Here is a 25,766-nt window from a genome sequence, read left to right on the forward strand (position 1 = left end):
ACGATGGGCAGAACTTTTGTTTCCGGACTTCGGCGCGGGAGAAGCCGGTGCGGTGCCTTGCCTCCATGAGCCAGCGGGCGGACCGGCGTACGTCATGTGCCCGGTCCGGGTCGGAGGAGACGGACGCGATGCGCACCCACTCCGCCAGCTCGGCCAGCTCGGCCAGAGCGTCGTCTCGGGGTACGGCGCCGGGTGCGGTGGCAGTGGTCAGGGGGAGGTCACGGTCGAGGGCCGCCGCGGACCCGGTCCAAGCCGCGGGCGGCCCGCCGACAGTCCCGGGCCTGCTCTTGGCCGCCGGCCCGCTGGTAGTCGCCGGAGGCCCCCCAGAGGACCGAACATCTGATCGGGGGCCCTTTCGAGGGTTTGCCACGGTGTCGCGCGAGCCTCACCGGCGGCGCACTCCCCGCCACGAGGGTTTCCGGGGCGCTGTATCCGGTCCATGTGTGGCCACCGTTCCTCACCCTGCTGCGCCATGTCCCGTACCCGCCTACACAGCCGGATGGCTCAGCGGGCGCCTTCCCGGATACCGACCTTTCATGAAAGGTGCTCTCTGGCGGCGGCGAACGGTCGCATCGACCGTCCCGTGCACGGCGCGATATTCGGGCTTCCGGGGGTGCGGCGGCCGTACCGTCACTTGATCCCGAGGACTTCTACCAGGCTGCGTTCCCACTCGCTCACCTCGTCCGGGTGTGCCGCGATGACCGCGTAGCGCCATGAGTGGCCGTCCTGGGGGGCGCCCGCGTAGAGCACCGCCCCCTCCCCGCGTTCCGGGTCGAAGGCGATCCGGTGGGCACGCAGGCGGTCGAGGGCATCGGCCAGGCCGAAAGCCGTCCGGGTGCGCCCCTTCGACACCGACCATGCCGGTGGGGCCACGGCGGCCGAGGCCGTGAGCCGGGTGACCATGGCGTGGGGCGTGGTGGTGGCGGTCCTGCGGACGTTGGTCTCGCCGGCGTACGGCACTCCGTCAGTGTCGACGAGTGCGTCGAGTCCGAATGGACCGAGGTGGCCGTGGTCGGCCAGGTGGCGGCCGAGTTTCAGCCCCCACTCCTCCAGCTCGCCGGCCACGTGCGCACACGACGGCGGCAGGGGTGACGCGTATCCCGTGAAGGAGCCGTGTTCCGTCCGCATCGCGCCACTGAACAGGGCCTTGGTCCCGGAGAGCGTGTTCTCCATCTGGATGCTCACCGACTCGGCCACGGGCACGTATTCCTCCACCACCCAGGTTCCCTGCGGGCCGCCGACGGATTCGAGCGCCAGGCCCGATCCTCGTACGTCCTGCCGGGACAGGAAACGCATGCCGTGGCCTCCTGCGGAGCGGTCGGGCTTGACCACCACCCTCTCGTGCTGTTCGAGCAGCTGTCGTACGGCTCCTTCGACTTCGGGGCGGCGGCACACCCGTCCCTCTGGCAGTCGCATGCCCAGTCGCGCGGCGGCTTCACGGAAGCCGGCCTTCGTGTTCAGCAGCATCGTCACCGGCAGGGCGGCGGCGGCCTCGTCGACCGTTGCGTACGGGTGGACGGTCAGCCCGAGATCGCGCGCGAACGCGACGGCGGAAGCGTCGGGAGCGGTCGGCAGCAATGCCGTTCCCGGCTGGCGCGCGTGGGCGGCCACCCGGTCCATCAGCCCGGCCTCGCGAACCGCCCGGGCCAGCGGGACCGCGCCGGCCGGCGGCACCTCGATGACAGCCGTCCGTTCGCGGGCGACACCCGTCAAGTCGCTCACGTACCGCCGGAACTCCTCGCTCAGTGATCCGGGGGTCACCAGTGCGTCGCCGGCCCGCAGCAGCCACGCCTTGCGCGGCGCTTGCTGGGCCCACTGCGCCAGCACCTGGCCTTCCTCCAGGTCCACCGCCAGGTCCGACAGGAAGTTGGCGAACAGCAACAGGGGCCCCGCATCCGGCTCGTTCACTGCTGTTCCTTTCACGCCGCCTCGCGGACGGCCTCGCTGGTCGGGGCATTCGGCGCCCCCATCGGCCGACGGCCGACCTTTCCCCTTGGCAGGTCTGTCCGGCGGCGGTGCCGGGGCTCTCGAGACAGGGGTTCGGGAACGGTCAGCGCCGCGGGGGCAGCCGATGGAGCGTCACGTCGTACAGCCTCGACCCCACCACCGTCAGCGTCATGAAGGAGCAGAAGGGCTGGCGCCTGCGGTCCGTGGGCGATCCCGGGTTCAGCAGACGCAGACTCCCGGCGGTGGTGTCCCACGGGATGTGGCTGTGGCCGAACACGAGGACGTCCACGTCGGGGAAGCGCGCGGCGCAGCGCCGCTCCCGTCCTGCGGCCGCTCCCGTCTCGTGCACGACCGCGAACCGCAGCCCTTCCAGCTCGGCGCGGGCGACCTCCGGAAGTCTGCGGCGCAGTCCCGGGCCGTCGTTGTTGCCGTACACGCCGATCAGCCGACGGGACCTGGACTCCAGCAGGTCGAGCGTGGCTTCGTCGATCCAGTCACCGGCGTGGATGACGGCGTCGGCGTCGGCGACGGCTGCCATGAGGGTTTCCGGCAGGGACGCGGCGCGGGCGGGCAGGTGAGTGTCCGAGGTCAGCAGGAGCTGCATGCGTCCCACGGTAGGCCGCCGCATCTGCCGACGCCCCCGCGGGCGCGGCCCGTCCAGGAGTCCGGGCGCTCCGTGGACCGCGGGAGCCGTCGGCGACGCACGGTCAGCACCGTCGGCAGGTGGCGCCGCAGGGCGGCCTGGGCCGCGTCGGCGCCCGGCGCGCCGTACACACCGCCGCCCGGGGGTGCGGACGCCGACGCGAGGAAGAGCCCTTGACGGGTGTCTCAGGTCGCCCGTTGCCGGGGCCGGCCGGCGGACGAGCTGCCGGTGGAGGGCGGCCGTGCCGCCGTGGAGGGCGCCGCCGCACAGGTTGGCGTCCATCGCCTCCATGGTCGGGAGAGCCAGGACCCTCCGCCGTAGGACGCGCGCTCGGAAGCCGGGGCGTGGCGTTCGACGACTCCTCCATGCGCTCGGCCACCGCTTCGCTCCCGCTGCCCTCGCAGCGACCCGTCAGACCCTGCCCGCCCGCGTCGCCCTTGGTCCTGTGCGGCAGGTGCGCGTACGCCCACGCGGACTCGGCCCCCGCCGGAGAGCGAATAGCGTCGGCGCCATGGTCACCTGACCGAAGATGAGGAAGGAATCCTCGGGTACGAGTCCCGTGGCAATCCGAGCGGCGCAGACGGTCAGGCCGTCCCTGCCGTCGGCCAGATGCACGGTCCCCGCGGTCGCCGCCCAGGGGGGCGTCCAGGGCACCCGGAATTCAGCGCCCACTCCACCTTGAATTGGCGGAGTCCCAATGGAAGCGCCGCAGGTCCCTCAGACGCTGCTGGGCAGGTGCTCCTCACCGACCAGGGAGCCGTACAGCACGGGTGCCGAAGCAGCGCCCAGGACGGCACGCCGGGGCGGCACGCGTTCGCCCGCGGCGGTGCGGACGCCGACGGCGCGGCCGGCCCGTGCGACGAATTCGGTGATCGGCGTGCCGCAGCGGATCGCGCCGCCCCCGCGCTCCAGCCGCCGCACCAGCGCGGCCGTCAGCTCACCGGCGCCGCCCGCGGGGACGGGGAAGCCGTGCTGCTGTCCGAGCATCGACATGAGCCGTCCGTAGCCCCCGCCGCCCGCCGCCTTCGGGCACGCTTCCTTGGCGCCATGTGACTCCGGTCGACGCCGGGCCCTGAAGGGCAGACTCAGTCGCGCTACGGGCGGTCACCCTCTGGTCCGGCCCCGGGCCGGGGTCGGACGGAGGCGGGAGGGTGTGGGGGGCACGTCCGGGGCAGCGGTGTGAGGAGGGCACTTTCCCCCGCTGCCCAGGCCGCGGTGATGTGATCGGCCAGGTGATCTTCCAGGAACACCGTGGCCGCGCACCCGAAGGCGATGTCCTCCTCCAACGTGGGCTCGTCCGCCAAGAGGCCACCTATGACCTCGTGGCGCACCAGCTGCTCGTGAACGGCGTCGGCCTCGACGTGCTCGGCGTAGAAGTGTTCCGCGGCCGCGCCGGCCCCGCAGCGGCGCATCGCTTTGGCCAGCCGCCGGGAACCGGGTGAGGAGGTGACTTCGAGGCAGGCGAAGTGGCCGACGAGCGCGCCGCGCAACGCGCGGTGGAGCCCGAAGAGCGACATGACGTTGACGGTGGCGAGTAGGGCGGCGGGGGCCAGTTCGAGGTAGTGGCCGTATGCGGGATCGAGGTCGAGGTCGAGCATGAGGTCCGCGAACAGCTGGGCGTGCATGCCGGCGGCGCGGCCCGCGCCGAACTCGTCGTACTCGATGGCCACCATCGCGGCCTTGGCCCGACCGGTGAGGCGCGGAAGGACCCAGGCATGCGGGTCGGCCTCCTTGAGGTGGTACAGGGACCGCAGAGCGGCGTATTCCCTCAACTGCCACAGTTCGCCTTCCTTCTCCAAGTGGCGGCTGAGGCTGCCGGAGAGGTCCAGCGGTTCGACGAGAAGCGGGGCGAAGGCCTCTTCCACGGTGCGAGGGGCGTCGGGCAGCGCGGCGCGTAGTGCGTCCAGAAAACGGGCTTCCAGCGCCCGTCGAAGGCCCAGCAGAGACGGGTCCCATTCCCGTTCGTCGTCTACGCCGTCGAAACCCCGGTAGTGCAACTCGTAGAGCAAGTACAGCGCGAGATGCAGGTCCTCGCCGAACGGGTCCGTCCGCAGTACCACCGCAGCCGAATAGGCGGGCGGGCCACCGGACCGCAGGGCCTGGACCACGGCACGGGACAGTTCGCCGCGTCCCTCCGCCAGGCGGGGCCCCGTCGTGGCCGTCATCGTGCTCGGAATGGTCGGGGTCATGACGGGTTCCTGTCTCCTGGCGGCGAGTCGGCCCTTTCGCGGCGGCGATGACTGGTGTCACACCACGGGTACGTACGGCTACGGCGACATGTGCAGATGGCGACCATGAACCGGTCGGAGCGGGCGAGGGTGCCATCGGGGAGCACGACCTCGACCGGCCCCTCCACCAGGACGGGGCCCGCCGCATCCAGGATCACCCTGCGGTCGGCGGCCCCGTCGGGACTCGGCCGTTCGGAGCGGTCAGAGGTGCTGGGCACGGATGACCACCAGTTCTTCCCATTGCTCGGCTTCGGCGGCCAAGCCCTGCTTCTCCAACCAGGCCCGTCGTGATCGCAGCACGGGCCCCCACGGCACCATGGACCGGGCCACGACCGTCGCTGCCATCCCGGCCGCGTTCAACCGGTCGACGGTTTCCGGGGCCCCGCACATGCCTGAATGCACCATGAGCAGCACCCCGCCGGGGCGCAGCAGGGCCGGGGCGCGCTCGCAGATCCGGTCGATCACTCCCCGCCCGTCGGGGCCGGCGTCCCAGGCACGCTCCGGCCCCCGCGAGGGCACGGAGCCCGGGGCCGGGACGTAGGGCGGATTCGAGAGGACCAGGTCGAAGCGGCTGCCCACGGTGCGCGCTGCGAAGTCGCCGTGGAGGACGCGCAAGGGCAGTCTGCGGCCCGCAGCGTTCAGGCGTGCGGTGAACACGGCTCGCCAGGAGACGTCGACCGCCGTGACCCTGGCCCCCCTGCGTGCGGCATGCAGGGCCAGGGCGCCCGTGCCCGTGCCGATCTCCAGCACGTCCGTCCCGGGCCCCACATCCTCCTGGGCGAGAACATGCGCGAGGAGGCAGGTGTCCCCCTGCGGTTGGTACACGCCCGGGAGCGCGACGAGACCTGAGGGCAGGGTGCCCAGAGTGAGGGCCGTACTGGCCACGGCATACCTCCGTGATAGATGTGACCCGCGGGCGCGGGCGACAGCTCCACTCGGCTGCCCGCTGCGGGTCGGATCATCCGCAGTTCGGACGATCAACAGGACCGGGCCTCGGAACCCGTTGCCGCGCGGGTCCGCCGGTATGGGGGGCCCGGTATGGGCGGGGCCCGGTTTGGGCGGGGCCCGGTTTGGGCGGGGCCCGGTATGGGCGGGGCCCGGTTTGGGCGGGGGGCTGGTTCCTTCTCCGCCCGACCATTCTCGGGCGTCTGCGACGGTCACGCGCGCCGGTGCGCCGCAGGCCGCCACTGTCCACCTCGCCGGACTCCACCTCGCCGCCTTCTCATCTGGTCAGCGAGAGATCCGAAAGAAACGTCCCGGCTGCGTTCGATCGCGGTCAAGCGGAGCAGCCCTCCGGTAGCGCATTCTCTCGTGGCGCGTCGGGTTGAGGCATGCCCCGTGGCGACCGGTCGGCCCGCCCCCCGGGGCGGTGCGCGCTTAAGATCACCGGGACGGAGGACGGCAGACGCGACACGGGAGAGGCGGCGGACGTGGCGGACGAGCGCGTGTACCTGGTGACCGGGGGCGGGACGGGAATCGGGGCGGCGACCGCGCAGTCATTGGCGAGGGCGGGACACAAGGTGGCGGTGTCCGGGCGCCGCCCCGAGCCGCTGCGGCTGGTGGCCGAGGAGACCGGTGCTCTGCCCGTACCGTCGGACATCGGGGACCCGGCCGCGGTGGTTTCGCTCGTCGAGACGGTGGTCGGCACGTACGGGCGGCTCGACGGTCTGGTGCTCAACGCCGGGATCGGGCGGGGCGGCGGGGTGGGCGAAGTGACCCTGGAGGATTGGGACGAGGTCATGCGGACCAACCTCACCGGTCCGTTCCTGCTGCTGCGCGCCGCGCTCCCGCACCTGCTCGACGCGCGCGGCGCGGTGGTCGCGGTGGCCTCGGTGTCCGCGCTGCGCAACGGTGTCGGGAACGCCGCCTACGCCACCTCCAAAGCGGCGCTGCTCCAGCTGTGCCGCTCGCTCGCGGTCGACTACGGGGGCACGGGGTTGCGCGCCAACACCGTGTGCCCCAGCTGGGTGCGCACCGACATGGCCGACCGCCGAATGAACCGGTTCGCCGACGAGGCGGGCCTGGACGAGAACGGTCTGGAAGCGGCGTACAGCGAGGTGACCCGGGTCCTGCCCGCCGGGCGGCCCGGTGAGCCGCAAGAGGTCGCGGAGGCCATCGCCTGGCTGCTGTCGCCCGCCGCCTCGTACGTGAACGGTGCGGTGCTCACCGTCGACGGCGGCGCGACCGCACTCGACCCGGGCACCCTCGGCTTCGAGTTCCGGCTGGAGCCACGCGCCCCGCGGGCCTGACCGACAGACACCGCCGAAGCGACCGCACGAGACGAGCACGATCAGCGGCCAGAGTGACTGGAGACAGGCCGGTCGTCACGGCACAACCGGTGGATGCGTACCAAGATCCCACCTGATTCCGGACCGGCGCTCTCCGAGGAGCCGTCCGCACGACCCTCTTCGCTGATCAGTGCGGAGGCGACTGCTGTATGACCAGCAGCCGGAAAACCTGCTGGTCAGCCCTTCGCCGAAGAAGACTCGGCTTCTTTCCACGACGAGGCGGACGGGGTACTGCTTCCCTCGTTCGGGCTGGGGACCATACTGGTCGGGCCCTGATCGCCCACCGAACGGTTCCATGGCCAAGAACAGCACTGCATCGACCACCGTCCCCGACACCGCCTGGCTCGGGCGTGGGCGTCACGTCGGGCCCGAGCCCGAGCGGGACGTCCGGCGCAACCTGATCGCCCTGAAGGCGGCCCGGGTAATCGACGACTTCCTGGACCTCGACCCCGTCGAGGCGGCGCGTTCCACCGACCTGTATCCCCGGGACGAGTCCGCCGACCCCGGCCCGTCCGCCCGCCGTCTCTTCGAGGCCCGCTGGCGCGTGGCCGACGACGTCACGGTGCGCGCGCAGTTGACCACGTACGAGCCCGAGTCCCGCCGTATGAAGGGCGAGGGTGTCAACTGGGTCCTCGCCGCCGAGGCCGAGCGGGTGTGGGAGGCGAGCTGGCCCTCACCGGCCACTGTGTTCTGGCCCGACAGCGACCGGATCGCATGGGACCACGAGACGGTGTCGGACGTGCGCCTGCGGACGACGAACCATCTACCGAAGGACGACGACGAGTTGCGCCGCCTGCTGCGGGCCTGCACCCGGCAGAGCTGGTTCATCCATGTCGTGGTGCACGAGGCGATGACGCCGGACGCCCTGGGACGCCGGCCCATCACGGCGTTCCTGCCACCGAGCCTGCGGCACCGGGTGGTCGAGCACCGGGCCACGCCGGAGCAGGCGCTGATCGCCGACTTCGTGATGAAGCGTGAGCTGGGTGTGGGGATACCGCGCGGCGGCGCGGTCATCCTGCCTCCGACACCGCAGGCCTTCGATTACGACGGGGAGCGCTTCACGGTACGCAATGTCTTCCTGGACGGCACGGAACCCAGCGAACTCCTCGGCAAGATCGAGGAGTTCGCCTCACTGCCCCAGCCACTTCCGGCCGACGCCGAACAGGTCCTGACACGGCTGCGCCAAGGCTGGCACCTGCTCACCCCCACCGAGGAACTGGCCCACGCACAGGCCATGGTCACCCGGTACGCCAAGGCACTCGAAGCCATGACAGCATCCTGCGACCTGTACCGGGAGGCCGCCGAGTCGGCGCTCGACGCCCTCGCCGAGGCGACCAGCAGCGACGGCGCACCCCGGACGGCATCGCCGGCGACGGCCAAGGAGGACCCCTCGCCCTGGAAGACCCTCGCGAAGACGCTCACCCGCTTCCGGGGCTCGAACCCCCAAGCGCCGGACACTGAGGCCCAGCAACGTCCGCCTGGCCAGTGAGCCGTACACAAGTACGGACCCCGCTCACACTCTGACCTCTCGGGGGAATGCCGCCTGCCGGCCGCAGTCGTCGTCCGACACGAAGCTCGGATTCTTCTGGGGGGGTGTCCGCAATGTCATTGCGGACACCCCCCCAGGGAATGTCGCCGGCCGTACGTGGCGACGCCAACCCCTGTCACGTCCAGCCGTTTCGTACGGCGTGGGCGCCGAGTTGCATCCGGGTCTTGACCCCGGCCAGGTCCATGAGATGGCGCAGGCGCCGGTGCAGCGTGCGGGGTGACAGACCGAGCTGGGTCGCGGCCGTGAGATCCGTGAGGCCGGCAAGGAGTAGAGCGAGGATCTTGCGGTCGAGGTCGGTCGGGCCTTGGGGACCGACCTCGACAGTCGCCTCGGAATCGCCTCCCGTGTCGGACAACTCGAGCGGATGGGCCGTGTGCCATACCGTCTCGAAGAGCGCGTCCAGCGCGTCCAGAAGGCCGCTGCGGTGCAGCAGCACGGCGCCCGGCTCTCCCGCCGGCGTGACCGCGAGCGGGACCAGGCCGAGGTCGGCGTCGGCCAGGACGAGTTTCATCGGAAGGTGGTCCGCGACGCGCAATTGCACCCCGTTGCGCAGGGAATCGATCGCGTCGCGGAGGATTCCCGGTTCCGCGAGGACGGCGCGGTCCAGTACGGCCCGGAAGAGGACTCCGCGGCCGAGGGCCATGGGCTCGGCCGTGTTCTCGTCGGGAGGCAGGGCCACGAACGGCGCGGTGATGAAGGAGCGGACCTCCGTCCTGGCCGCCTGCTGCACCTGGAGGAAGCGATGACGGATGGCGTCGACGCCCGTGACGACCTCGATCAGATCGGTGATGCTGCTGCCGGTCATCGCGGCGCGGTGTTCCTCAGCGATGGTGACCAGCGCCCGCTCGGCCGTACGCAGACTGTCACGGCGCTGGCTGATGAGGGCGCCGAGCGCCATGGCCGGGGGTGCGGCGGTGAAGCGCCCGTCCGCGGACCTGGTCGCCAGTCCCCACTCGACCAGGCGCGAGAGGGTCTTGTCGACGTGGGCGTGGGTCAGCGCGAGGAGGTCCGAGAGAAGGACCGCGGTGGTGTCCGGTCGTCCCACCAGCGCCCGGTAGACGCGCTCGTCATCCGGTTCGAGGCCCAGGGCATCCAGCATCGGCGACCGACTCTCTTCCACGTTCCGCAGCGGGGAGAGTATGCGCCAGGGCGGCAGATCTTGAATAGTCCCTGCTGGGAGCAGGTGCGAGGGGAAGGGCCCCGGGGAGTCGCCTCCCCGGGGCCCGACGGTGCGGTTCATCGCAGGCCGTACGCCCGGATGATCTCGTTCTTGACGCCGAAGCCCTTGTCCGTCCCGGCGCTCGCGCGGAGCGAGACGAAGCCGCCGGGCTTCCTGGCCGTCCGGAACGAACCCGTCCAAGCGCCGTCGGTGCCCTTGGTCAGTGTCACCTTCTGCCAGGTGGCACCGTCGTCGTACGAGACGTCCAGCGTCACCGTCTTGACGGTGCCCGGCACGGTGCCGAGGTCGGTCGAAACCGGCTTGAGCGCGATCCGCTGGGCCGCGCCGGCCTTGACGTCTCCGTGCAGGTCCGTCTCCAGCTCGTAGTCGAGGTTCAGCACCGAGAACGGCTCGAAGGAGTCCGAGTCGACGGTGTCGGACGTGAAGGTCCACTCGGTGTGGGTGCGCGTCGACAGCCGGAAGGTGTCGCCGGGCCGCTCGGCGTCGAGGACGGTGCGGTAGGGCAGGTTGCCCGCGGGCACCTCCACCCACTGCATGTCTCCGCTCACCGGGTTGTCGTGGATCAGCGTGTCGCCCTGGAAGACCTGCAGGTGGGACGGTGTCTCGCCCCAGGGCAGGAAACCGCCCAGCCGCATGGTGTCGCTGGCGGAGGCCCATGCCTGCACGTTCCAGGTCATGTAGTTCTGCCAGCGGGAGTTGTACACGCCGAAGGACTCGCTCTGGCCCGGCCGGGTCACCGGAGCGAACCAGTCCAGCCGGGTGGTGCTGCCCTTCGCGTACGTGTTGTCGCCCGACACCATCGACCACGGCAGGGATCCGTCGACGCCCTGCGTATGGAACTCCCTCCAGACCTGCCCCGGGGTCACCCATTCGGTACGGGTGCCCGGGTGCCACTCGCGCTCGGCGAAGTTGAACGACGGGCTGAGGCTGAAGTCCGACCGGTAGCCCTCGGCCTGGCGGCCCCCCGCGGCGGCGTAGTAGCGGGCGTCGATCCGGGCGAGGTCGTCCTTGGACGGCTTGTAGACCAGGGCGCGGTCCGGCACGTTCCCGGGGTACTCCCGGGTGAGGTCGTAGACGAACGGCGTGTGCTCGGTCTGCTCCACGGTCAGCTTGAGTCCGCCGGCCTTGGCCATCGCCACGAGGTGCGTGCCCGCGTCGCGGTGCACGGTAGCGACCGGGATGGCGGACTCGCCGACGTACTCCATCAGGCTGCCGACGCCGTCGTTGACGACGATCAGCGCCTTCGCGCCGGCCGCGACCGCGGCTGCGGTGCGCTCCTCCGGCGAGACCTCGTCGCTGCGCTCGACGACGGCGACCTTCCCCTTGGCACCGGCCTTCTCGTAGTCGGCCGGCGCGCCGTTGCCCGCGTGGACCGCCTGCAGCCGGTCCGTGGCCGTGCCCAGGGCACTGCCCGCCTGCAGCAACGTCGGGAAGTCGGTCCGGCCGTCCGCCGTGCTCAGTCCGAGCTGCGGCTCGCCCTTGCGCCAGCGGGTGGTCAGGAAGAACTCGCCCTGCTTCATCGGCTTCGTCGGCGCGACGTAGACATCGTCGTAGGTCGGCGGCAGTACGTACGCGCTGCGGTAGTCCAGGTACGGGTCGAGGCCCCGGTAGTGGACGTTGAAGTCGACCTTGCGCTGACGGTCCTCGGTGCGCTGCGGTGCCTCGGTCTGGAGCAGGTGCGCCTTGCTCGCGTCCAGGACCACGTCGGCCGAGCCGTTCTCGAGTACGACCTCGGGGGCGACGAGCACGGCCAGACCCGAACGGTCCGCCTTCTCGCCGGCCACGTCGAGGTACCCCGCGACGGTGAAGAGGCCCCGCGGCATGCGCATGGTCGTCGAGCCGTCGACGTAGACCGACCACGGGAACACGTCCCCGGCCAGGTTGATCTGTACCCAGCCCGCGGCGGGCAGGCCGTCCCGGCCGACCAGCTTGATGTTCAGGTCGTAGCGCTCCTCCTCCTTGAGCAGCGCAACGGAAGTGCGGGTCACCGGCTGCCCGGTGGCCGCGTCGGTGGCCGTCACGTACCCGACGTGCCGTCCCGCCGGAGCGGCCTGCGGGTCGCCGGTCACCGGTACGGAGGCGGTGCCGCCCGCCGGGACGGTGACCGAAGGGGCGCCCAGTGTGAACGGGCCGTCGGCACGGGTCAGCGCCAGGTTCAGCCTGACGTCGGCGGAACCGGTGTTGGTGAACGTCAGGTCCTTCGTGACCGCGACGTCGCTCGGCTCGTGCGGCCACGTGTAGTTGCCGAAGAAGAGCGATCCGGTGCCGCGGACCGTGGCGCGCACGGCGGCGGCCACGTCGACACGGCCGGTGCCGACCTCGTACGGCGAGGACTCGTCGCCGAGGCCCTTCGCGGTGCTCGTCAGGTGTTCCTTGAGCTGCGCTCCGGTCCAGTCCGGGTGCTGTTGGGCCAGGAGCGCCGCCGCGCCGACGACGTGCGGGGTGGCCATCGACGTGCCGCTGAGGGTGCGGTAGAGGCCCTCACCGCCGCCGGTCATCTCCTGCGAGCGGGCCGCCGTGATGTCCACGCCCGGAGCCGCGATGTCCGGCTTCATGCCGCCGGAGTAGGCCAGCGGGCCGGTGCTGGAGAAGGAGGCGAGCCGGTCCTGCTTGTCCGTGGCCGCCACGGTCAGGGCCGCGGCGGCCGCTCCCGGGGCGGAGATGCTCTCCGGGCCCGCGTTGCCGGCGGCTATGACGAACAGCGTGCCGTACTGCGCGGAGAGCGCGTCGACCGTCTGCGACATCGGGTCGCCGCCGTCCGTGGGGTAGGAGTCGCCGAGGCTCATGTTGACCACGTCGGCACCGGACTCGGCGGCCCACTGCATGCCGGCCATGACCCAGGAGTCCTGGCCGTAGCCCTCCTCGCCACCGAGCACCTTGCCGACGAACAGGTCGGCGCCGGGGGCGACGCCCTTGTTGTCTCCTCCGGAGGCGGCGCCCGAGCCGACGATCGTGCCGGCCACGTGGGTGCCGTGCCCGTTGACGTCGGTGACGGCCTCACCTGGCACGAAGCTGGCCGTTCCGTCGATCAGGCCGGCGAGGTCGGGGTGGTTGACGTCGATGCCGGTGTCGAGCACCGCGACCTTGACGCCCTTGCCGGTGTAGCCGGCCGCCCACGCCTCGGGCGCGCCGATCAGCGGCACGCTCTCCTTCAGACTGGCCTTCACGCGACCGTCGAGCCACAGCCTCGCCACGTTCGCGCCCAGCGGCGCGCCGCCCTCCGGCACCAGTGCGTTCCAGAAGGTGCGGGCCTGCCGCTTCTCGGTGCTGAGCGCGGCACCGCCGATGCCCTTGAGCTTGCGGGTCAGCCTGCTGCCCCGGGGGGCCGTCGGCTCGACGGCCGCACGGGACCTCGGCTGGGTGTACGTCGCGATCAGCGGTACGGCGCTCGACTTCGCGTCGTCGTAGCCCATCTCGATCAGGTCGGTGACGTTGAACAGCCGCCGGTCCAGCTTGTCCGTGCTCAGCAGGGGCACGGCCTCGTCGGGGATGACGAACAAGTCACCCTTGATCTCCTGGAGTTTCACACCGCCGACGGCGCTGTCCGGCCGGTCGACATCGGCGATCTGCTTGCCGTCGGCGGTCGTGGTGACCGTGACGACGTCGCCGGTGACCAGGGTGACCTTGTGGGTGGCCGAGGGCCTGGCGGGGACGGTGGGCTCGCTCGGCACGGCTTGGGCGGGTGCCTGCAGCATGGCGAGACTCGACGCCAGCAGGGGCACCGCGGCGGCGGCCGAGATCAGCTGCCAGCGCCTGCGCCGGAAGGCGGAGGGGTGAGAGGGGGAGTACATGCCATGGGTCTATCGACCGGCGAACGTCGTCGTGAAGGGCTCGTGACGGCAAGTCCTCGCCATGGCAAAGCCTTGTCACCCGTGAACCGTGCGAATCCGGCGGAAAGACAGCGTACGGACCGGCGGAGAGCGCCCTCCCAGCGTGCCGGAGCTCGCGGCGACACGGGCCTTCCCAGCGTGCCGGAGCTCGCGGCGACACGGGCCTTCCCACCGTGCCGGAGCTCGCGGCGACACGGGCCTTCCCACCGTGCCGACATGCGTCGGGGGGCGACGGGGGTCAGATTGGAGGGTACGGACCCGCCTGCCGAGACGTCTCGGGCAGGCAGACGCGGAGGAGCTGTCATGACGACCCATTCATCGCCATCGACGCCGTCGTCATCCGGGGGCCGTGCGTCGCGCCCCGGCCGATGAGGGACTGAAGTCGGGGACCGGCACCCATGGCATTCGACACGGCGACGGGGGCGCTGCCGCGAATGGTGCTCGTCGTCGGCGTCGCCGGGTCGGGCAAGTCGACGGTGGGCCGTCTTCTCGCCGGGCGACTGGGTTGGGAGTTCCGGGACGCGGACGAGTTCCACTCCGAGGCCGACCGCGCCAAGATGGCCGCCGGCCATGCCCTCACGGACAGCGACCGGGAGCCCTGGCTCGAAGCGATCGGGGAGTGGATGAGCCGGGCGACGGCGGCCGGTCGGCGGGCCGTCGTCACGTGCTCGGCGCTCAAGCGCGCCTACCGGGACACGCTGCTGGCAGGGCGCCCCGATGTTCTCCTGGTGTACCTGCACGGTTCGAAGGAGCTGCTGAGGTCCCGGCTGGCCGCACGTCACGGCCACTTCTTTCCGGCGGACCTGCTGGACAGCCAGCTCGCGGACCTCCAGGAGCCGGAGCCCGACGAGCACCCGTTGGTGGTGGAGATCGACCAGTCTCCGGAGGCCGTCGTGGCAGCGGTGCTGTCGCTGATGCCCCGCGCATCCGGTCTCGGCACGTCGGCGGCCGGGGCGGACCCGGAGCGGGCCGTCCACTCCTTCGCGGGCGGCGGCGATTCCGAGTCCCCCGGGCCCACGGGCGCGTCATGGCGGTTGGTCCGGGGAGACCAGAGCGCGGTGGTGGTCCAACTGGGCGCCGCGCTGCGCGAGTACGTGGTGAACGGCCGGCCGCTGCTCGACGGGTTCTCCACGGGGTCCGCCATCACGGGCGGACGCGGACAGCTGCTCGTCCCGTGGCCGAACCGTGTGGGCGGCGGAAGCTACCGCTTCGACGGCAGGAGTCTGCAACTCCCCCTGACGGAGGTGGAGCAGGGCAACGCCATCCACGGACTCCTGCGCTGGACCCTGTGGAGGCTGCTCGCCCGCGCCGATGACTCGGTGCTGCTCGGGACGACGCTCTGCCCCCAGCCCGGATACCCGTTCCTCCTCGATGTCCGTGTCGAGTACCGGCTGGGCCCGGACGGGCTCACGACCGTCGTCCACTCCACCAACACCGGTACGGAGAAGGCACCGTACGGCGTGGGACAGCACCCCTACCTGACGGTCGGCACCGACCTCGTCGACAGCGCCGTGCTGACCGTTCCCGCCCGGTACCGGCTGCGTACCGACGACAAAGGCCTGCCCGTCAGCCGGGAGCCCGTCGACGGCACGCCGTACGACTTCCGCTCCGCCCGCCCCATCGGAGACCTGCGACTGGACACTCCCTTCACCGGGCTCGACCGCGGCGCTGACGGGAGGGCGGTCGTGCGGCTGGCGCACCCCTCGGGAACGCGAGGCGTCGATCTCTGGCTCGGCGAGGGAACCCGGTACGTGCAGGTGTTCACGGGTGACACCCTGCCCGAGGGCGAACGGCGGCGGGGGGTAGCGGTGGAGGCGATGTCCTGCCCGCCGGACGCCTTCCGTAGCGGCACCGACCTCACCGTCCTGCAGCCGGGCGCGACGCACGTGCTCCGCTGGGGCCTGAGCCCTTGGGGGTACGCATGACGGCGTCCGCGGATCCGACGGCGGCAGGCGACATGACCGCGCGTGACTTCCGCGAGCTGTACGAGCGTCTGCGGAGGCGGTCGGGACCGCCGAAGGTGACCGGTCGGTGCGGGGCACTGCGCCATCTGACGCCCGACCGGGTGGCGGCCGCCGCCGCCGAGGTCCGTGTCGGACGCACGGTGTCACTGGCGGCACCGATCGAGACCGTGCGAAGCGCCGACGATCCGGAACCGGCGGTGCACCGGATGACCGGGCCGAGCCCTGGCGACATCGACGCGGACGGGCTGCACTTCGCCACGGACCGCTTCGCCATGAACGTGCACGGCGACGCGGACAGCCATCTCGACGCCCTCTGCCATGTCGTGGTCGACGGAGAGCTCTACGGCGGGGTGCCGGCGAGCACGGTGACGGCCGAGGGTGCCCGCATGCTCTCCGTCGACCTGCTCGAAGACGGCATCGCGGGCCGGGGAGTCCTGCTGGACATCCCGCGGCTGCGCGGCGTGCCGTGGCTGGAGCCGGGCGACCATGTGACCTCGGATGACCTGACGGCCGCCGAGTTGGCGCAGGGGGTCCGCGTCGGAGCGGGCGACCTGCTGTTCGTGAGGGTCGGGCACCGCCTGCGGCGCACCGAGCTCGGGGCGTGGAACGCGGCCGAGGCACGCGTCGGCCTCCATCCGACCGCGGTGGAGTTCCTGGCAGCGCGCGAGGTCGCGGTCCTGGGTGGGGACGGCAACAACGACTCCGCGCCCAGCGCGGTGTTCGACATCGCCTTCCCCGTACACGTCCTGGCCATCCACGCCATGGGCATCCACCTCATGGACTACCTGCAGTTCGAGGATCTCGCCCCGGCCTGCGCGCAGGCCGGCCGCTGGAGTTTCCTGTGTGTGGTCGCCCCCCTGCGGTTGACCGGGGCCACGGGGTCTCCCGTCAACCCGATCGCGGTGCTGTGACCGGGACGCGCGCCGTCGACGCCGCTCCGGTCGCCGCCCACGGGGATGGCCGATAGTTTCGACGAAGGTGGGACCGCTGGCCCTCGCCCAGCGTGCGCCAGGTACCTGACACCAGGTCGGGGCCATGATCCCAAGGACGGTGGTCGCCGTGGGCGACGCCCCTCACTACGACGTCATCATCATCGGCACCGGTGCCGGCGGGGGGACTCTCGCCCATCGCCTCGCCCCGTCGGGCACACGCGTCCTCCTCGTCGAACGCGGCGGCTACCTACCCCGCGAGCGGGACAACTGGGACTCGACGGCTGTCTTCGTGAAGGGCAAGTACCGGGCCCCGGAGTTCTGGCTCGACAAGCACGGCACGGAGTTCCCGCCGGAGGTCAACTACTACGTCGGCGGAAACACCAAGTTCTACGGAGCCGCCCTCTTCCGTCTGCGGCCCGAGGACTTCGGCGAGCTCCGTCATCACGGCGGCGTCTCCCCCGCCTGGCCGATCCGTTACGAGGACCTGGAGCCGTACTACACCCAGGCCGAGCACCTGTACCGCGTCCACGGACGGCACGGTGAGGATCCCGGCGAGGGTCCCGTGAGTGCGCAGTACGCCCATCCGCCCGTGGAACACGAGCCGCGCATCCAGCAGCTGAGCGACGACCTCGAGAGGCGTGGCCTGCACCCGTTCCACCTGCCGATCGGCGTCGATCTGAGCCAGGAGGACGGGGGCCGGCCCACCCACTCCAGCGTGTGCATCCGATGCAACCGGGTCGACGGCTTCCCGTGCCTGGTACGGGGCAAGTCCGACGCCGAGGTGATCTGTGTCGAGCCGGCCCTGGAACACCCCAACGTCGAGATGGTCACGCACACGCAGGTGGTGCGCCTGGAGACCGATGACCGCGGACGCAGTGTCACCGCGGTCGTCGGACGGCTTCCCGACGGCTCGGAAGTCCGCTTCACCGCGGATGTGGTCGTCGTCTCCTGCGGGGCGGTCAACTCCGCCGCGCTGCTGCTGGCCTCGGCGAACGAGCGGCATCCCAACGGGCTGGCCAACAGCTCCGACGTCGTCGGCCGGTTCTACATGCGGCACAACAACCTGGCCCTGATGGCGGTGTCGAAGGAACCCAACGACACCTCGTTCCAGAAGACCCTGGCCCTGCACGACTGGTACCTCGGCGCGGACGACTGGGACTTCCCCCTGGGCGGCATCCAGATGCTCGGCAAGTCGGACGCCGAGCAGATCCACGGCGAGGCTCCCCGGTGGGCCGGTGCGGTGACACCCGACATGCCGTTCGAGGTCCTGGCCCACCACGCCGTCGACTTCTGGCTGTGCGGTGAGGACCTGCCGCTGGCGGACAACCGGGTCACCCTGGACGGTGACGCGCGTATCAGGCTCGCCCTCGACGAGAAGAACAACATCGAGGGCCTGAAGCGCCTGAGGCACAAACTGCAGGGAATGCTTGGCCACTTGGGCATGCACGAGCATCATCTGCTGTCCCACAGCATCTACTTGCACAAGGGCATGCCGATCGGAGCGACGGCACACCAGGCGGGCACCGTACGCTTCGGCACCGATCCCGCCGCGTCCGCCCTGGACGTGAACTGCAAGGCCCACGACCTCGACAACCTGTACGTCGTCGACACGAGCTTCTTCCCGAGCATCGGCGCGGTCAATCCGTCCTTGACGGCCATCGCCAACGCGCTCCGGGTCGGCGACCACCTCCTGAGCCGGCTGGGTCGGTAGCGGCGACCGGGCCGCTGGTCCGTCCGGGCGAAGAGCTGGACCCAACGGCCCAAAGGCGATTCCCCGGAGATGCCGACCGCCCCGACGGGTGATTGCGTGACGACGATGCCCGGCCGTGCCGAGCGCCGGGCTCAGCGCAACCGCGCAGCGAGGAGGCAGTACGGCATGGATTCCACTGTGGGAGCACCGCGGAGTGTGATCCCGGCGCGATTGCTGCACGGGCAGAAGGCTCTGGTCACCGGCGCCAATTCGGGCATCGGCAAGGCCACGGCGATCGGCTTGGGCCGAGCCGGCGCCGATGTGGTCGTGAACTACGTGGCGGGGCGCGAGGCCGCCGAGGCGGTGGCCGAGGAGATCGCCTCGTTCGGGGTCCGCGCGGCGGCGTACGAGGCGGACGTGTCCCAGGAGGACCAGGTCGTCGCCATGATGGACCGGATGGTCCAGGAGTTCGGCACCATCGACGTGCTCGTGGCCAACGCGGGACTGCAGCGTGACGCCCCGTTCACGGAGATGTCCCTCGCTCAGTGGCAGAAGGTCCTCGACGTCAATCTCACCGGCCAGTTCCTGTGTGCGCGGGAGGCGGCCAAGGAGTTCCGGCGCCGGGGCGTGGTCCCCGAGGTCTCCCGCTCGGCCGGGAAGATCATCTGTATGAGTTCGGTGCATCAGCTCATCCCCTGGGCGGGCCACGTCAACTACGCGTCCTCCAAGGGCGGCGTGCAGATGATGATGCAGACCCTGGCCCAGGAGCTCGCACCGGAGAAGATCCGGGTGAACGCGGTCGCCCCCGGGGCGATCAAGACGCCGATCAACCGGGATGCCTGGGAGACCCCCGAGGCACGGAAGGACCTCCTGACGCTCATCCCGTACGACCGGATCGGGGACCCCGACGACATCGCCCACGCCGTCGTCGCACTCGCCTCCGACCTCATGGACTACGTGGTGGGAACCACCCTGTACGTCGACGGCGGCATGACCCTCTTCCCCGGCTTCGCCACCGGCGGGTGACGACGTCCCTCTCCCGGTACTCCACATCCACGAACGGCGAAGGCACGTATGCCGACCTCGCTCCACCTGCTGGCGGTTGCCCCGCCCCAACTCCTGCCGGCCCGGGAACTCATGGCCTTCACCCTGGCCTCCCACATCATCCTCGTACCCCTCGGAGTCGCCTTTCCCTTCATCACCTTGGTGATGCACTACCGAGGGCTGCGCCGCAAGGACGCCACGGCCCTGCTCCTGGCTCGGCGCTGGTCGGCCGTCATGGCGGTGCAGTTCGCGCTCGGCATCGTCACCGGCACGGTGCTGTCGTTCGAGTTCGGCCTGTTGTGGCCGGGCCTGATGGGGCGGTGGGGTGACGTCTTCGGCGTCGGATTCGGCGTCGAGGCCTGGGCCTTCTTCCTGGAGGCCGTACTCATCGCCATCTACCTGTACGGATGGCGGCGGCTGAAGCCGCGGACGCACTTCCTCCTCGGGCTGCCCCTGCCGTTCGCCGCGCTGCTCGGAGCGTTCGGTATCCTGGCCGCCAATTCCTGGATGAACACCCCGCAGGGCTTCTCCCTCGACTCCGAGGGCGATCCGGTCGACGTGAACGTCTGGAAGGCGATCTTCACGCCGATGTTCGGGCCGCAGTACTGGCACTTCGTCGTGGCCATGGTCCTCACCGCGGGCTTCATGGTCTCCGGGGTGTACGCCGTGGGCTGGCTGCGCGGACGCCGGGACCACTACCACCGGCTCGGGTTCGCCGTCCCGTTCACCATCGCCGCCATCGCCGCACCGGTGCAGTTCGTCCTCGGCGACTCCATCGCCCGGTCGGTGTTCCACAAGCAGCCGGTGAAGTTCGCCGCGATGGAGATCGTCTGGAACACGGACACGCGGGTACCCGAGTACCTTTTCGGGCGCCTTCAGGAGGACGGGACCGTCAAGGGGGGCCTCAAGATCCCCCTGCTCGACTCCGTCCTGGCAGGATTCAAGGCGGACACCAAGGTGGTGGGACTGACCTCCGTCCCGGCAGACCAGCGGCCGACGGCCACTCAGGCGACCATCGCCCACTGGGCCTTCGACATCATGGTCCTCATCGGGTCCGTACTGGTCCTGCTCGCGCTCTGGTACGGGCTCGTCTGGCTCCGCCGCCGCCGCCTGCCCGCCTCGCCGTGGTTCTACCGCTCGGCGGCCTGCGCCGGTGTCGGGTCCGTCGTGGCGGTCGAGTGCGGGTGGATCGCCACCGAGGTGGGCCGACAGCCGTGGATCGTGTACCAGAACATGCGGGTCGCCGAGGCAGTGACGTCGACCCGCTCCACCAGCCTGTGGATCATGTTCGGTGTGGTGGTCGTGGTGTACGTGTTCCTCTTCGGCTCCTTCCTCGTCGTCCTGCTGAAGATGCGCACGCGCTGGCGGCTCGCCGATGCGCGGCGAGCCACGGCGGACACCCACCCGGAGTCCGACAGCCCGTACGGACCACGGCCTTCCCCTACCGCGGGTGACGTGCCCGCCGTCGGCCCCGGAGCCGACCGACACGGGGGTGACGGCCCGTGACCGCCGACCTCATCGCCGTGGTGCTGCTCCTGGCCGTGACCGCGTACGCCTGCGCCGGCGGCACGGACTACGGAGCCGGCTTCTGGGACCTGACGGCCGGAGGGACGGAACGCGGTCGGCGTCCCCGCCGGCTCATCGACCACGCCATGGCTCCCGTCTGGGAGGTCAACAACGTCTGGTTGATCTTCGTTCTCGTCATCATGTGGACCGGATTCCCCGTCCTCTTCCAGACCGTGTTCTCAGCGATGTGGCTGCCCCTGGCCCTGGCCGTCGTCGGCATGGTCCTGCGGGGCGCCGGATTCGCGCTCCGCAAACCCACCCGCCGGCTCGCCGGACGGCGTCTGTACGGCGCCGTGTTCGCAGTGGCCTCGCTCGTGACGCCCTTCTTCCTCGGTGCCGCCGTGGGCGGAGTCGCGTCGGAACGCGTGGCGCCGGGCACCGAGGCCTCGGCGGACGTCTGGACCAGTCCGACCTCGATCGTGTTCGGACTGGCCGCAGTCGCGACCTCCGCGTTCCTCGGGGCGGTGTTCCTGACCGGGGACGCTCGCAGGTTCGACGCGCCCGATCTGATCGCCTACTTCAGGCGGCGGGCACTGGGCGGTCTGGCCGTGCTCACCGTCCTGGCGGTGGTCACGGGGTTCGTCACCTCCGAGGACGCCCCCTACGTGTGGCACGGGCTCACCCACGGCCTGGGGCTGTTCTTCGTCGTCCTGGCCGGAGCGTTCGCTCTCGCCACCGGGTGGCTGCTGCTGCGGACGCCGGGAACGTGGGTGCGCGTCACGGCGGTCGGCGTCGTCGCGTCCGCCGTCGTCGGCTGGGGCATGGCCCAGCGTCCCTATCTGCTCCCCACCTCGCTGAGCGTGGCGGACGCGGCGGGCGCGCCCGCCACGCTGACGTGGCTGGCGATCGTGACTCTGGTGGCCCTGCTGCTCGTCACGCCGGCCGTGGTCCTCCTCTACTGGCTGGACAGCCACGGTGAACTGGCAGAACTCACCCCGTCCGAGCTGCGTGGCGGAAGCCACTCACCCGATGACGACGCGGCGCCCGACAGCTGATCACCCGCTCCTGCTCGTCATGGACATCCCCCTCGCGCCCGGCCCCCAACGGAGGAAGCCGCTGTGACCGACGACGAGATCCTTCTCGGCCTCGCCCTGACGGTGGTGCTCGCCACCGGATCGCAGATCCTGGCGAGCAAGCTGCGCGTTCCCGCCCTGATCATCCTGCTGCCCGTCGGGTTCGCCGCCGGCGCGCTGACGGACGTCGTCGACCCGGACAAACTGCTGGGGCCGGACTTCTCGGACCTGGTGTCACTGTCGGTCGCGGTGATCCTCTACGACGCCGGTGTGGGACTCGACCTGCGCAAGCTCGCCGGCCACACCAGAGGGATCGTGGGCAGGCTGCTCGTCTACGGCGTGCTGATCACCTTCCTGGTCGTCGCGGCGGTGGCACCGGCCATGTTCGACATGCCGCTGCGCGTGGCCGCGATGCTCGGCGTGATCCTCGTCGTCTCCGGGCCCACGGTCGTGGGGCCCTTGCTCGACTTCGTGCGGCCGAGCGACAAGGTGCGACGCATCCTGATCTGGGAGGGAACGCTGACCGACCCGATCGGCGGCATCCTCGGCGCGCTCGTCTTCCACGCCGTGGCCTCGTCGCATCACGTCGACCTCGGTCGGGGATACCAGCTGGGCCAGTTCCTCATCAGCCTGGCCGTCGGGCTCGTCGGCGGGATCGTGGGGACCGCCCTGCTGTGGTTCACCCTGCGCACCCTTCGGCTCGGCGAGACCCTGGGCACGCTGGCCCAACTCGCGATCGTCATCGGCGTGTCCGCCGGCTGTGACATCGTGCGCGAGGACACGGGGCTCATCGCCGCGATCATGGCAGGACTGGCCGTCGCCAACATCCGCGGCTTCGACATGCCCGCGCGCAGGCCCTTCTTCGAGACTCTGATCCAGCTGATCATCGGACTGCTGTTCATCTCCATCTCCGCCACCGTCACCCCGGCGTCCGTGGTGCCCGTGCTCCTTCCCGCGCTCGGACTGATCGGGATCCTCGTACTGGTGGTCCGGCCCGTCGTGGCCTTCGGCGCCGCTGCGCGTACGGATCTCACACGGGGGGAGCGCGCCTTCGTCGGATGGATGGCCCCGCGCGGCATCGTCGCGGCGTCCACGGCGTCGGCCTTCTCCGCAGGCCTGGTCCAACGCGGGGTGCCCGGGGCGGCGAAGATCCTCCCGGCGACCTTTCTGGTGATCGTCGGAACTGTTCTGCTGTACGCGCTGACGGCAGCGCCGGTGGCCAGACGGCTGGGCGTCGTCAAGGTGGCGGGCACCCGCGTTCTCCTGGTGGGCGGCGCGCCCTGGGTGGTCGACCTGGGCAGGACCCTGCGGTCCGCCGGCCTCGACGTGCTGATGTGGGCGGGACTCGACGAGGAGCGGGAGAGAATCAAGGAATCGGGTCTCGCCCTCGCCAAGGGCGATCTGCTGGCCACCGCCATCAACCCCGGGGCGCGCCTGGAAGGCGTGACGGCCGTCTTCCTCGCCACCGACGACGACGACTTCAACGCACTCGCCTCGATCGTGATGCAGGACAACGTCGACGGGCCCGTCTACCGGGTGGGCCCCCCGCACGACAGCCACGGCGTGGTCGCTCCGTACACCGGCGGCGACATCCTCTTCGGGCGCTCCCTGGTCCGCCACGTCCTCGCGGAGCGCTACGGGCGGGGGGCCCGGTTCGTGGTGCAGCCGGCCACCGCCCCGTTGCCGCCGGAGCACGAGACGCTCTTCGTGGTGCGGGCCGACCACCAGCTGGATCCGGTGACGGAGAGGCGGGAGAGCGCCCCCGCGGAAGGGGACACCGTCGTCCTCCTCGGGCCCGCCCCGACGCCTCCGCCGCTCTGAGGACCCGCGGCCTACGCCCTGTGGCGCCGTTCCTCCTCCCGGAGCATCGAGTCCAGGGTGATCGCCGCGTCGATCAGTGCCAGGTGCGTGAACGCCTGCGGGAAGTTGCCCAGCTGGCGCCCCGTCAGGTCGATCTCCTCGGAGAAGAGGCCCAGGTGGTTCGCGTAGGTGAGCATCTTCTCCAGGACCAGCCTGGCCATGTCGGTCCGTCCGGCCCGTGCCAGGGCGTCGACGTACATGAAGGTGCACAGGGAGAACGTCCCCTCGGAGCCACGCAGCCCGTCGGGGGACGCCTCCGGGTTGTAGCGGTAGACGAGGCTGTCGCTGACGAGTTCCCGTTCCATCGCGTCCAGGGTGCTCTTCCACATCGGGTCGCCCGGCGTGATGAAGCCGACCGTCGGCATGCGCAGCAGGGCGGAGTCGAGCACGTCGTCGCCGTAGTGCTGGACGAACGCCTGCTTCTTGGGGTCCCACCCACGGTCGAGCACCTGCGTGTAGATCTCGTCACGCGCCTCCACCCAGCGTCCGCCGGCCGCCGGGCGGCCGTCGTCGTAGGCGATCCGCAAAGCGCGGTCGAACGCCACCCAGGACATCACGCGGCCGTAGGTGAAGTCCTTGCGACCACCGCGTGTCTCCCAGAGCCCTTCGCCGGGCTGGTCCCAGTGGTCGACCAACCAGTCGAGCAGCGTGTGCAGCGCGGTCCAGCCCCCGTGGTCGAGATGCATGCCGTGCTCGTGCGCGAAGTAGATGCTGTCGAGCGCCTCGCCGTAGATGTCCAGCTGGAGCTGGCTCGCCGCCCCGTTGCCGATGCGGACCGGGGCCGAGCCGCGGTACCCCTCCCAGTGGTCGAGGGTCTCCTCGACCAGGTCGGAGGAGCCGTCGACCCGGTACATGATGTTCAGCGGTCCGGTCCCGTTCCCCTGGCCCGCCTCCTGCTTCACCCGGTCGTGCAGCCAGCTGATGAACGCCGCCGCCTCCTCCTCGAATCCCAGGCCCAGCAGGGCGTACACCGAGAACGAGGCGTCACGGATCCAGGTGAACCGGTAGTCCCAGTTGCGCTCTCCGCCCAGCTGCTCGGGCAGTCCCGCCGTGGGGGCGGCGACCAGGGCTCCGGTGGGCGCGTACGTCATCAGTTTCAGCGTGACGGCGGAACGTTCCACCGCCTCCCGCCAGCGGCCGGAGTAGGTGGACTGCCCCAGCCAGGAACGCCAGTAGCGGACCGTCTCGTGGAAGAGCTGCTCGAACTCCTCGACACGGACCTCGCGCGGAGGCCCTCCGGGGGACGACTCCAGGATCAGGCCTCGCTGCTGCCCCGCCCGCAGGGTCAGGGAGAAGCGCACGTCGTTCGAGTCGGCCGAAAGTCTGTTCAACAGGCTTTCGTCCTGCGGCTCACGGACGACATGGACGGCGAGGTTCAGGTGCCCCGAGGCGAACAGCGCCCCGTGCTCCGTGAGATGCACCTCGTGAGGCTCACGACCGTAGTCGAAGCGCGGAGCTATCTCTCCCTCGAACGTCATGCTGCCGCGCACACAGCGCAGCATGCGGACGATACGGTGCCGGTCCGTGGCGGTCGTTCCGGTCACCGGCATGAAGTCGACGACCTCCCCCGCCCCCTCCTCGGTCATGAAGCGGGTCACCAGAACGGCGGTGTCCGGATGGTAGAGCTGCTTGGTGGTGTACGTGCCCGCAGCGGGCCGCACGGCGAAGTGGCCGCCCTTGTTCCGATCGAGCAGGGCACCGAAGACGCTGGGTGCGTCGAACCGCGGACAGCAGAACCAGTCGATCGTCGCCTCGGTCGTCACGAGGGCCGCGGTCTGCAGGTCGCCGATCAGTCCGTGGTCCTCGATCAGGGGATAGTCGTCCATCGTGGGACCCCTTTCAGCCCCGGTCGACCGCACTCGGGGCGCCTTCAGGCCGCGGACGCGAGGGACCGGTCGGCACCCGATCAGCTTAGGTCGCCGAAGCGGGTCCGTCCTGGCAGGCACGTCGTACGAGGTGGCAGCGGTGCTCCCGCTGCGCCGCCGTGGGAATCGCCCTACCGTGAGTGAGGGCGGCCCCGTCGAGGAGCCCG

At 70.8% G+C, this 25,766-nt stretch carries 17 protein-coding genes and 1 pseudogene; 9 read left to right on the top strand and 9 right to left on the bottom strand.

What is annotated here, in order from left to right:
• Window positions 1-630 precede the first annotated feature (630 nt).
• The 6 genes and pseudogenes from MRBLMG1_RS18410 to MRBLMG1_RS18435 all read right to left on the bottom strand — a co-directional run bounded on the left by MRBLMG1_RS18410 (window position 631) and on the right by MRBLMG1_RS18435 (window position 5,703).
• Window positions 631-1,908, bottom strand: coding sequence for a peptide ligase PGM1-related protein (locus tag MRBLMG1_RS18410; RefSeq protein ID WP_367825145.1), 1,278 nt, complete (start codon window positions 1,906-1,908; stop codon window positions 631-633).
• Window positions 1,909-2,050: 142 nt separating this feature from the next.
• Window positions 2,051-2,551, bottom strand: a complete 501-nt coding sequence (locus MRBLMG1_RS18415) for a metallophosphoesterase family protein (RefSeq protein ID WP_367825146.1) — start codon at window positions 2,549-2,551, stop codon at window positions 2,051-2,053.
• A pseudogene (locus MRBLMG1_RS18420) lies at window positions 2,536-3,619 on the bottom strand (phytoene desaturase family protein); the annotation flags it as partial. The gene MRBLMG1_RS18415 and the pseudogene MRBLMG1_RS18420, both read right to left, overlap by 16 nt.
• 65 nt (window positions 3,620-3,684) lie before the next feature.
• Window positions 3,685-4,779, bottom strand: a complete 1,095-nt coding sequence (locus MRBLMG1_RS18425) for an iron-containing redox enzyme family protein (RefSeq protein WP_367825147.1) — start codon at window positions 4,777-4,779, stop codon at window positions 3,685-3,687.
• Window positions 4,776-5,036 (bottom strand): CDGSH iron-sulfur domain-containing protein, encoded by a 261-nt coding sequence (locus MRBLMG1_RS18430; RefSeq protein ID WP_367825148.1) that lies wholly within the window; start codon window positions 5,034-5,036, stop codon window positions 4,776-4,778. The genes MRBLMG1_RS18425 and MRBLMG1_RS18430 overlap by 4 nt, the downstream gene beginning before the upstream one ends.
• Window positions 5,020-5,703 carry a HemK2/MTQ2 family protein methyltransferase gene (locus tag MRBLMG1_RS18435; RefSeq protein ID WP_367825149.1) on the bottom strand — a complete coding sequence of 228 codons (684 nt, stop codon included), beginning with the start codon at window positions 5,701-5,703 and terminating at the stop codon, window positions 5,020-5,022. The genes MRBLMG1_RS18430 and MRBLMG1_RS18435 overlap by 17 nt, the downstream gene beginning before the upstream one ends.
• A 545-nt stretch (window positions 5,704-6,248) precedes the next feature.
• Between MRBLMG1_RS18435 and MRBLMG1_RS18440 the strand changes: the two genes are divergently transcribed.
• Together MRBLMG1_RS18440 and MRBLMG1_RS18445 are read left to right on the top strand one after the other, a co-directional pair.
• Window positions 6,249-7,067, top strand: coding sequence for an SDR family NAD(P)-dependent oxidoreductase (locus MRBLMG1_RS18440; protein ID WP_367825150.1), 819 nt, complete (start codon window positions 6,249-6,251; stop codon window positions 7,065-7,067).
• A 334-nt stretch (window positions 7,068-7,401) separates the two neighbouring features.
• Window positions 7,402-8,595: a hypothetical protein gene (locus tag MRBLMG1_RS18445; protein WP_367825151.1), complete on the top strand. Its 1,194-nt coding sequence runs from the start codon at window positions 7,402-7,404 to the stop codon at window positions 8,593-8,595.
• 175 nt (window positions 8,596-8,770) lie between these two features.
• On the opposite strand, the gene MRBLMG1_RS18450 is transcribed toward MRBLMG1_RS18445, so the two are convergent.
• Together MRBLMG1_RS18450 and MRBLMG1_RS18455 are read right to left on the bottom strand one after the other, a co-directional pair.
• A complete protein-coding gene (locus tag MRBLMG1_RS18450) occupies window positions 8,771-9,754 on the bottom strand; it encodes a transcriptional regulator TrmB (protein WP_367825152.1) in 984 nt (327 codons plus the stop codon).
• 137 nt (window positions 9,755-9,891) lie between these two features.
• Window positions 9,892-13,626, bottom strand: coding sequence for a S8 family serine peptidase (locus MRBLMG1_RS18455; protein ID WP_367825153.1), 3,735 nt, complete (start codon window positions 13,624-13,626; stop codon window positions 9,892-9,894).
• Between the two features lie 437 nt (window positions 13,627-14,063).
• Between MRBLMG1_RS18455 and MRBLMG1_RS18460 the strand changes: the two genes are divergently transcribed.
• From MRBLMG1_RS18460 to MRBLMG1_RS18490, 7 genes are all read left to right on the top strand, one after another.
• Window positions 14,064-15,590 (top strand): gluconokinase, GntK/IdnK-type, encoded by a 1,527-nt coding sequence (locus MRBLMG1_RS18460; RefSeq protein WP_367825154.1) that lies wholly within the window; start codon window positions 14,064-14,066, stop codon window positions 15,588-15,590.
• Window positions 15,587-16,540, top strand: a complete 954-nt coding sequence (locus MRBLMG1_RS18465; protein WP_414721605.1) for a cyclase family protein — start codon at window positions 15,587-15,589, stop codon at window positions 16,538-16,540. The genes MRBLMG1_RS18460 and MRBLMG1_RS18465 overlap by 4 nt, the downstream gene beginning before the upstream one ends.
• A gap of 124 nt (window positions 16,541-16,664) precedes the next feature.
• Entirely contained in the window at window positions 16,665-18,272 is a 1,608-nt protein-coding gene (locus tag MRBLMG1_RS18470) for a GMC oxidoreductase (RefSeq protein ID WP_367825155.1), read from the top strand.
• A 165-nt stretch (window positions 18,273-18,437) separates the two neighbouring features.
• Window positions 18,438-19,277, top strand: coding sequence for an SDR family oxidoreductase (locus MRBLMG1_RS18475; protein WP_367825156.1), 840 nt, complete (start codon window positions 18,438-18,440; stop codon window positions 19,275-19,277).
• A 48-nt stretch (window positions 19,278-19,325) separates the two neighbouring features.
• A complete protein-coding gene (locus tag MRBLMG1_RS18480; RefSeq protein WP_367825157.1) occupies window positions 19,326-20,801 on the top strand; it encodes a cytochrome ubiquinol oxidase subunit I in 1,476 nt (491 codons plus the stop codon).
• On the top strand, window positions 20,798-21,856 hold the full coding sequence (locus MRBLMG1_RS18485; protein ID WP_367825158.1) for a cytochrome d ubiquinol oxidase subunit II: 1,059 nt from the start codon (window positions 20,798-20,800) through the stop codon (window positions 21,854-21,856). The genes MRBLMG1_RS18480 and MRBLMG1_RS18485 overlap by 4 nt, the downstream gene beginning before the upstream one ends.
• A gap of 63 nt (window positions 21,857-21,919) precedes the next feature.
• Entirely contained in the window at window positions 21,920-23,695 is a 1,776-nt protein-coding gene (locus MRBLMG1_RS18490; protein ID WP_367825159.1) for a cation:proton antiporter, read from the top strand.
• Window positions 23,696-23,706: 11 nt separating this feature from the next.
• Here MRBLMG1_RS18490 and MRBLMG1_RS18495 read toward each other — a convergent pair whose 3' ends face one another.
• Window positions 23,707-25,560 carry a glycoside hydrolase family 15 protein gene (locus MRBLMG1_RS18495; RefSeq protein ID WP_367825160.1) on the bottom strand — a complete coding sequence of 618 codons (1,854 nt, stop codon included), beginning with the start codon at window positions 25,558-25,560 and terminating at the stop codon, window positions 23,707-23,709.
• Window positions 25,561-25,766: the final 206 nt, after the last annotated feature.

Origin of the sequence: Streptomyces sp. LMG1-1-1.1 (genome assembly GCF_040815545.1) — a bacterium.
Classification (GTDB): Bacteria; Actinomycetota; Actinomycetes; order Streptomycetales; family Streptomycetaceae; genus Streptomyces.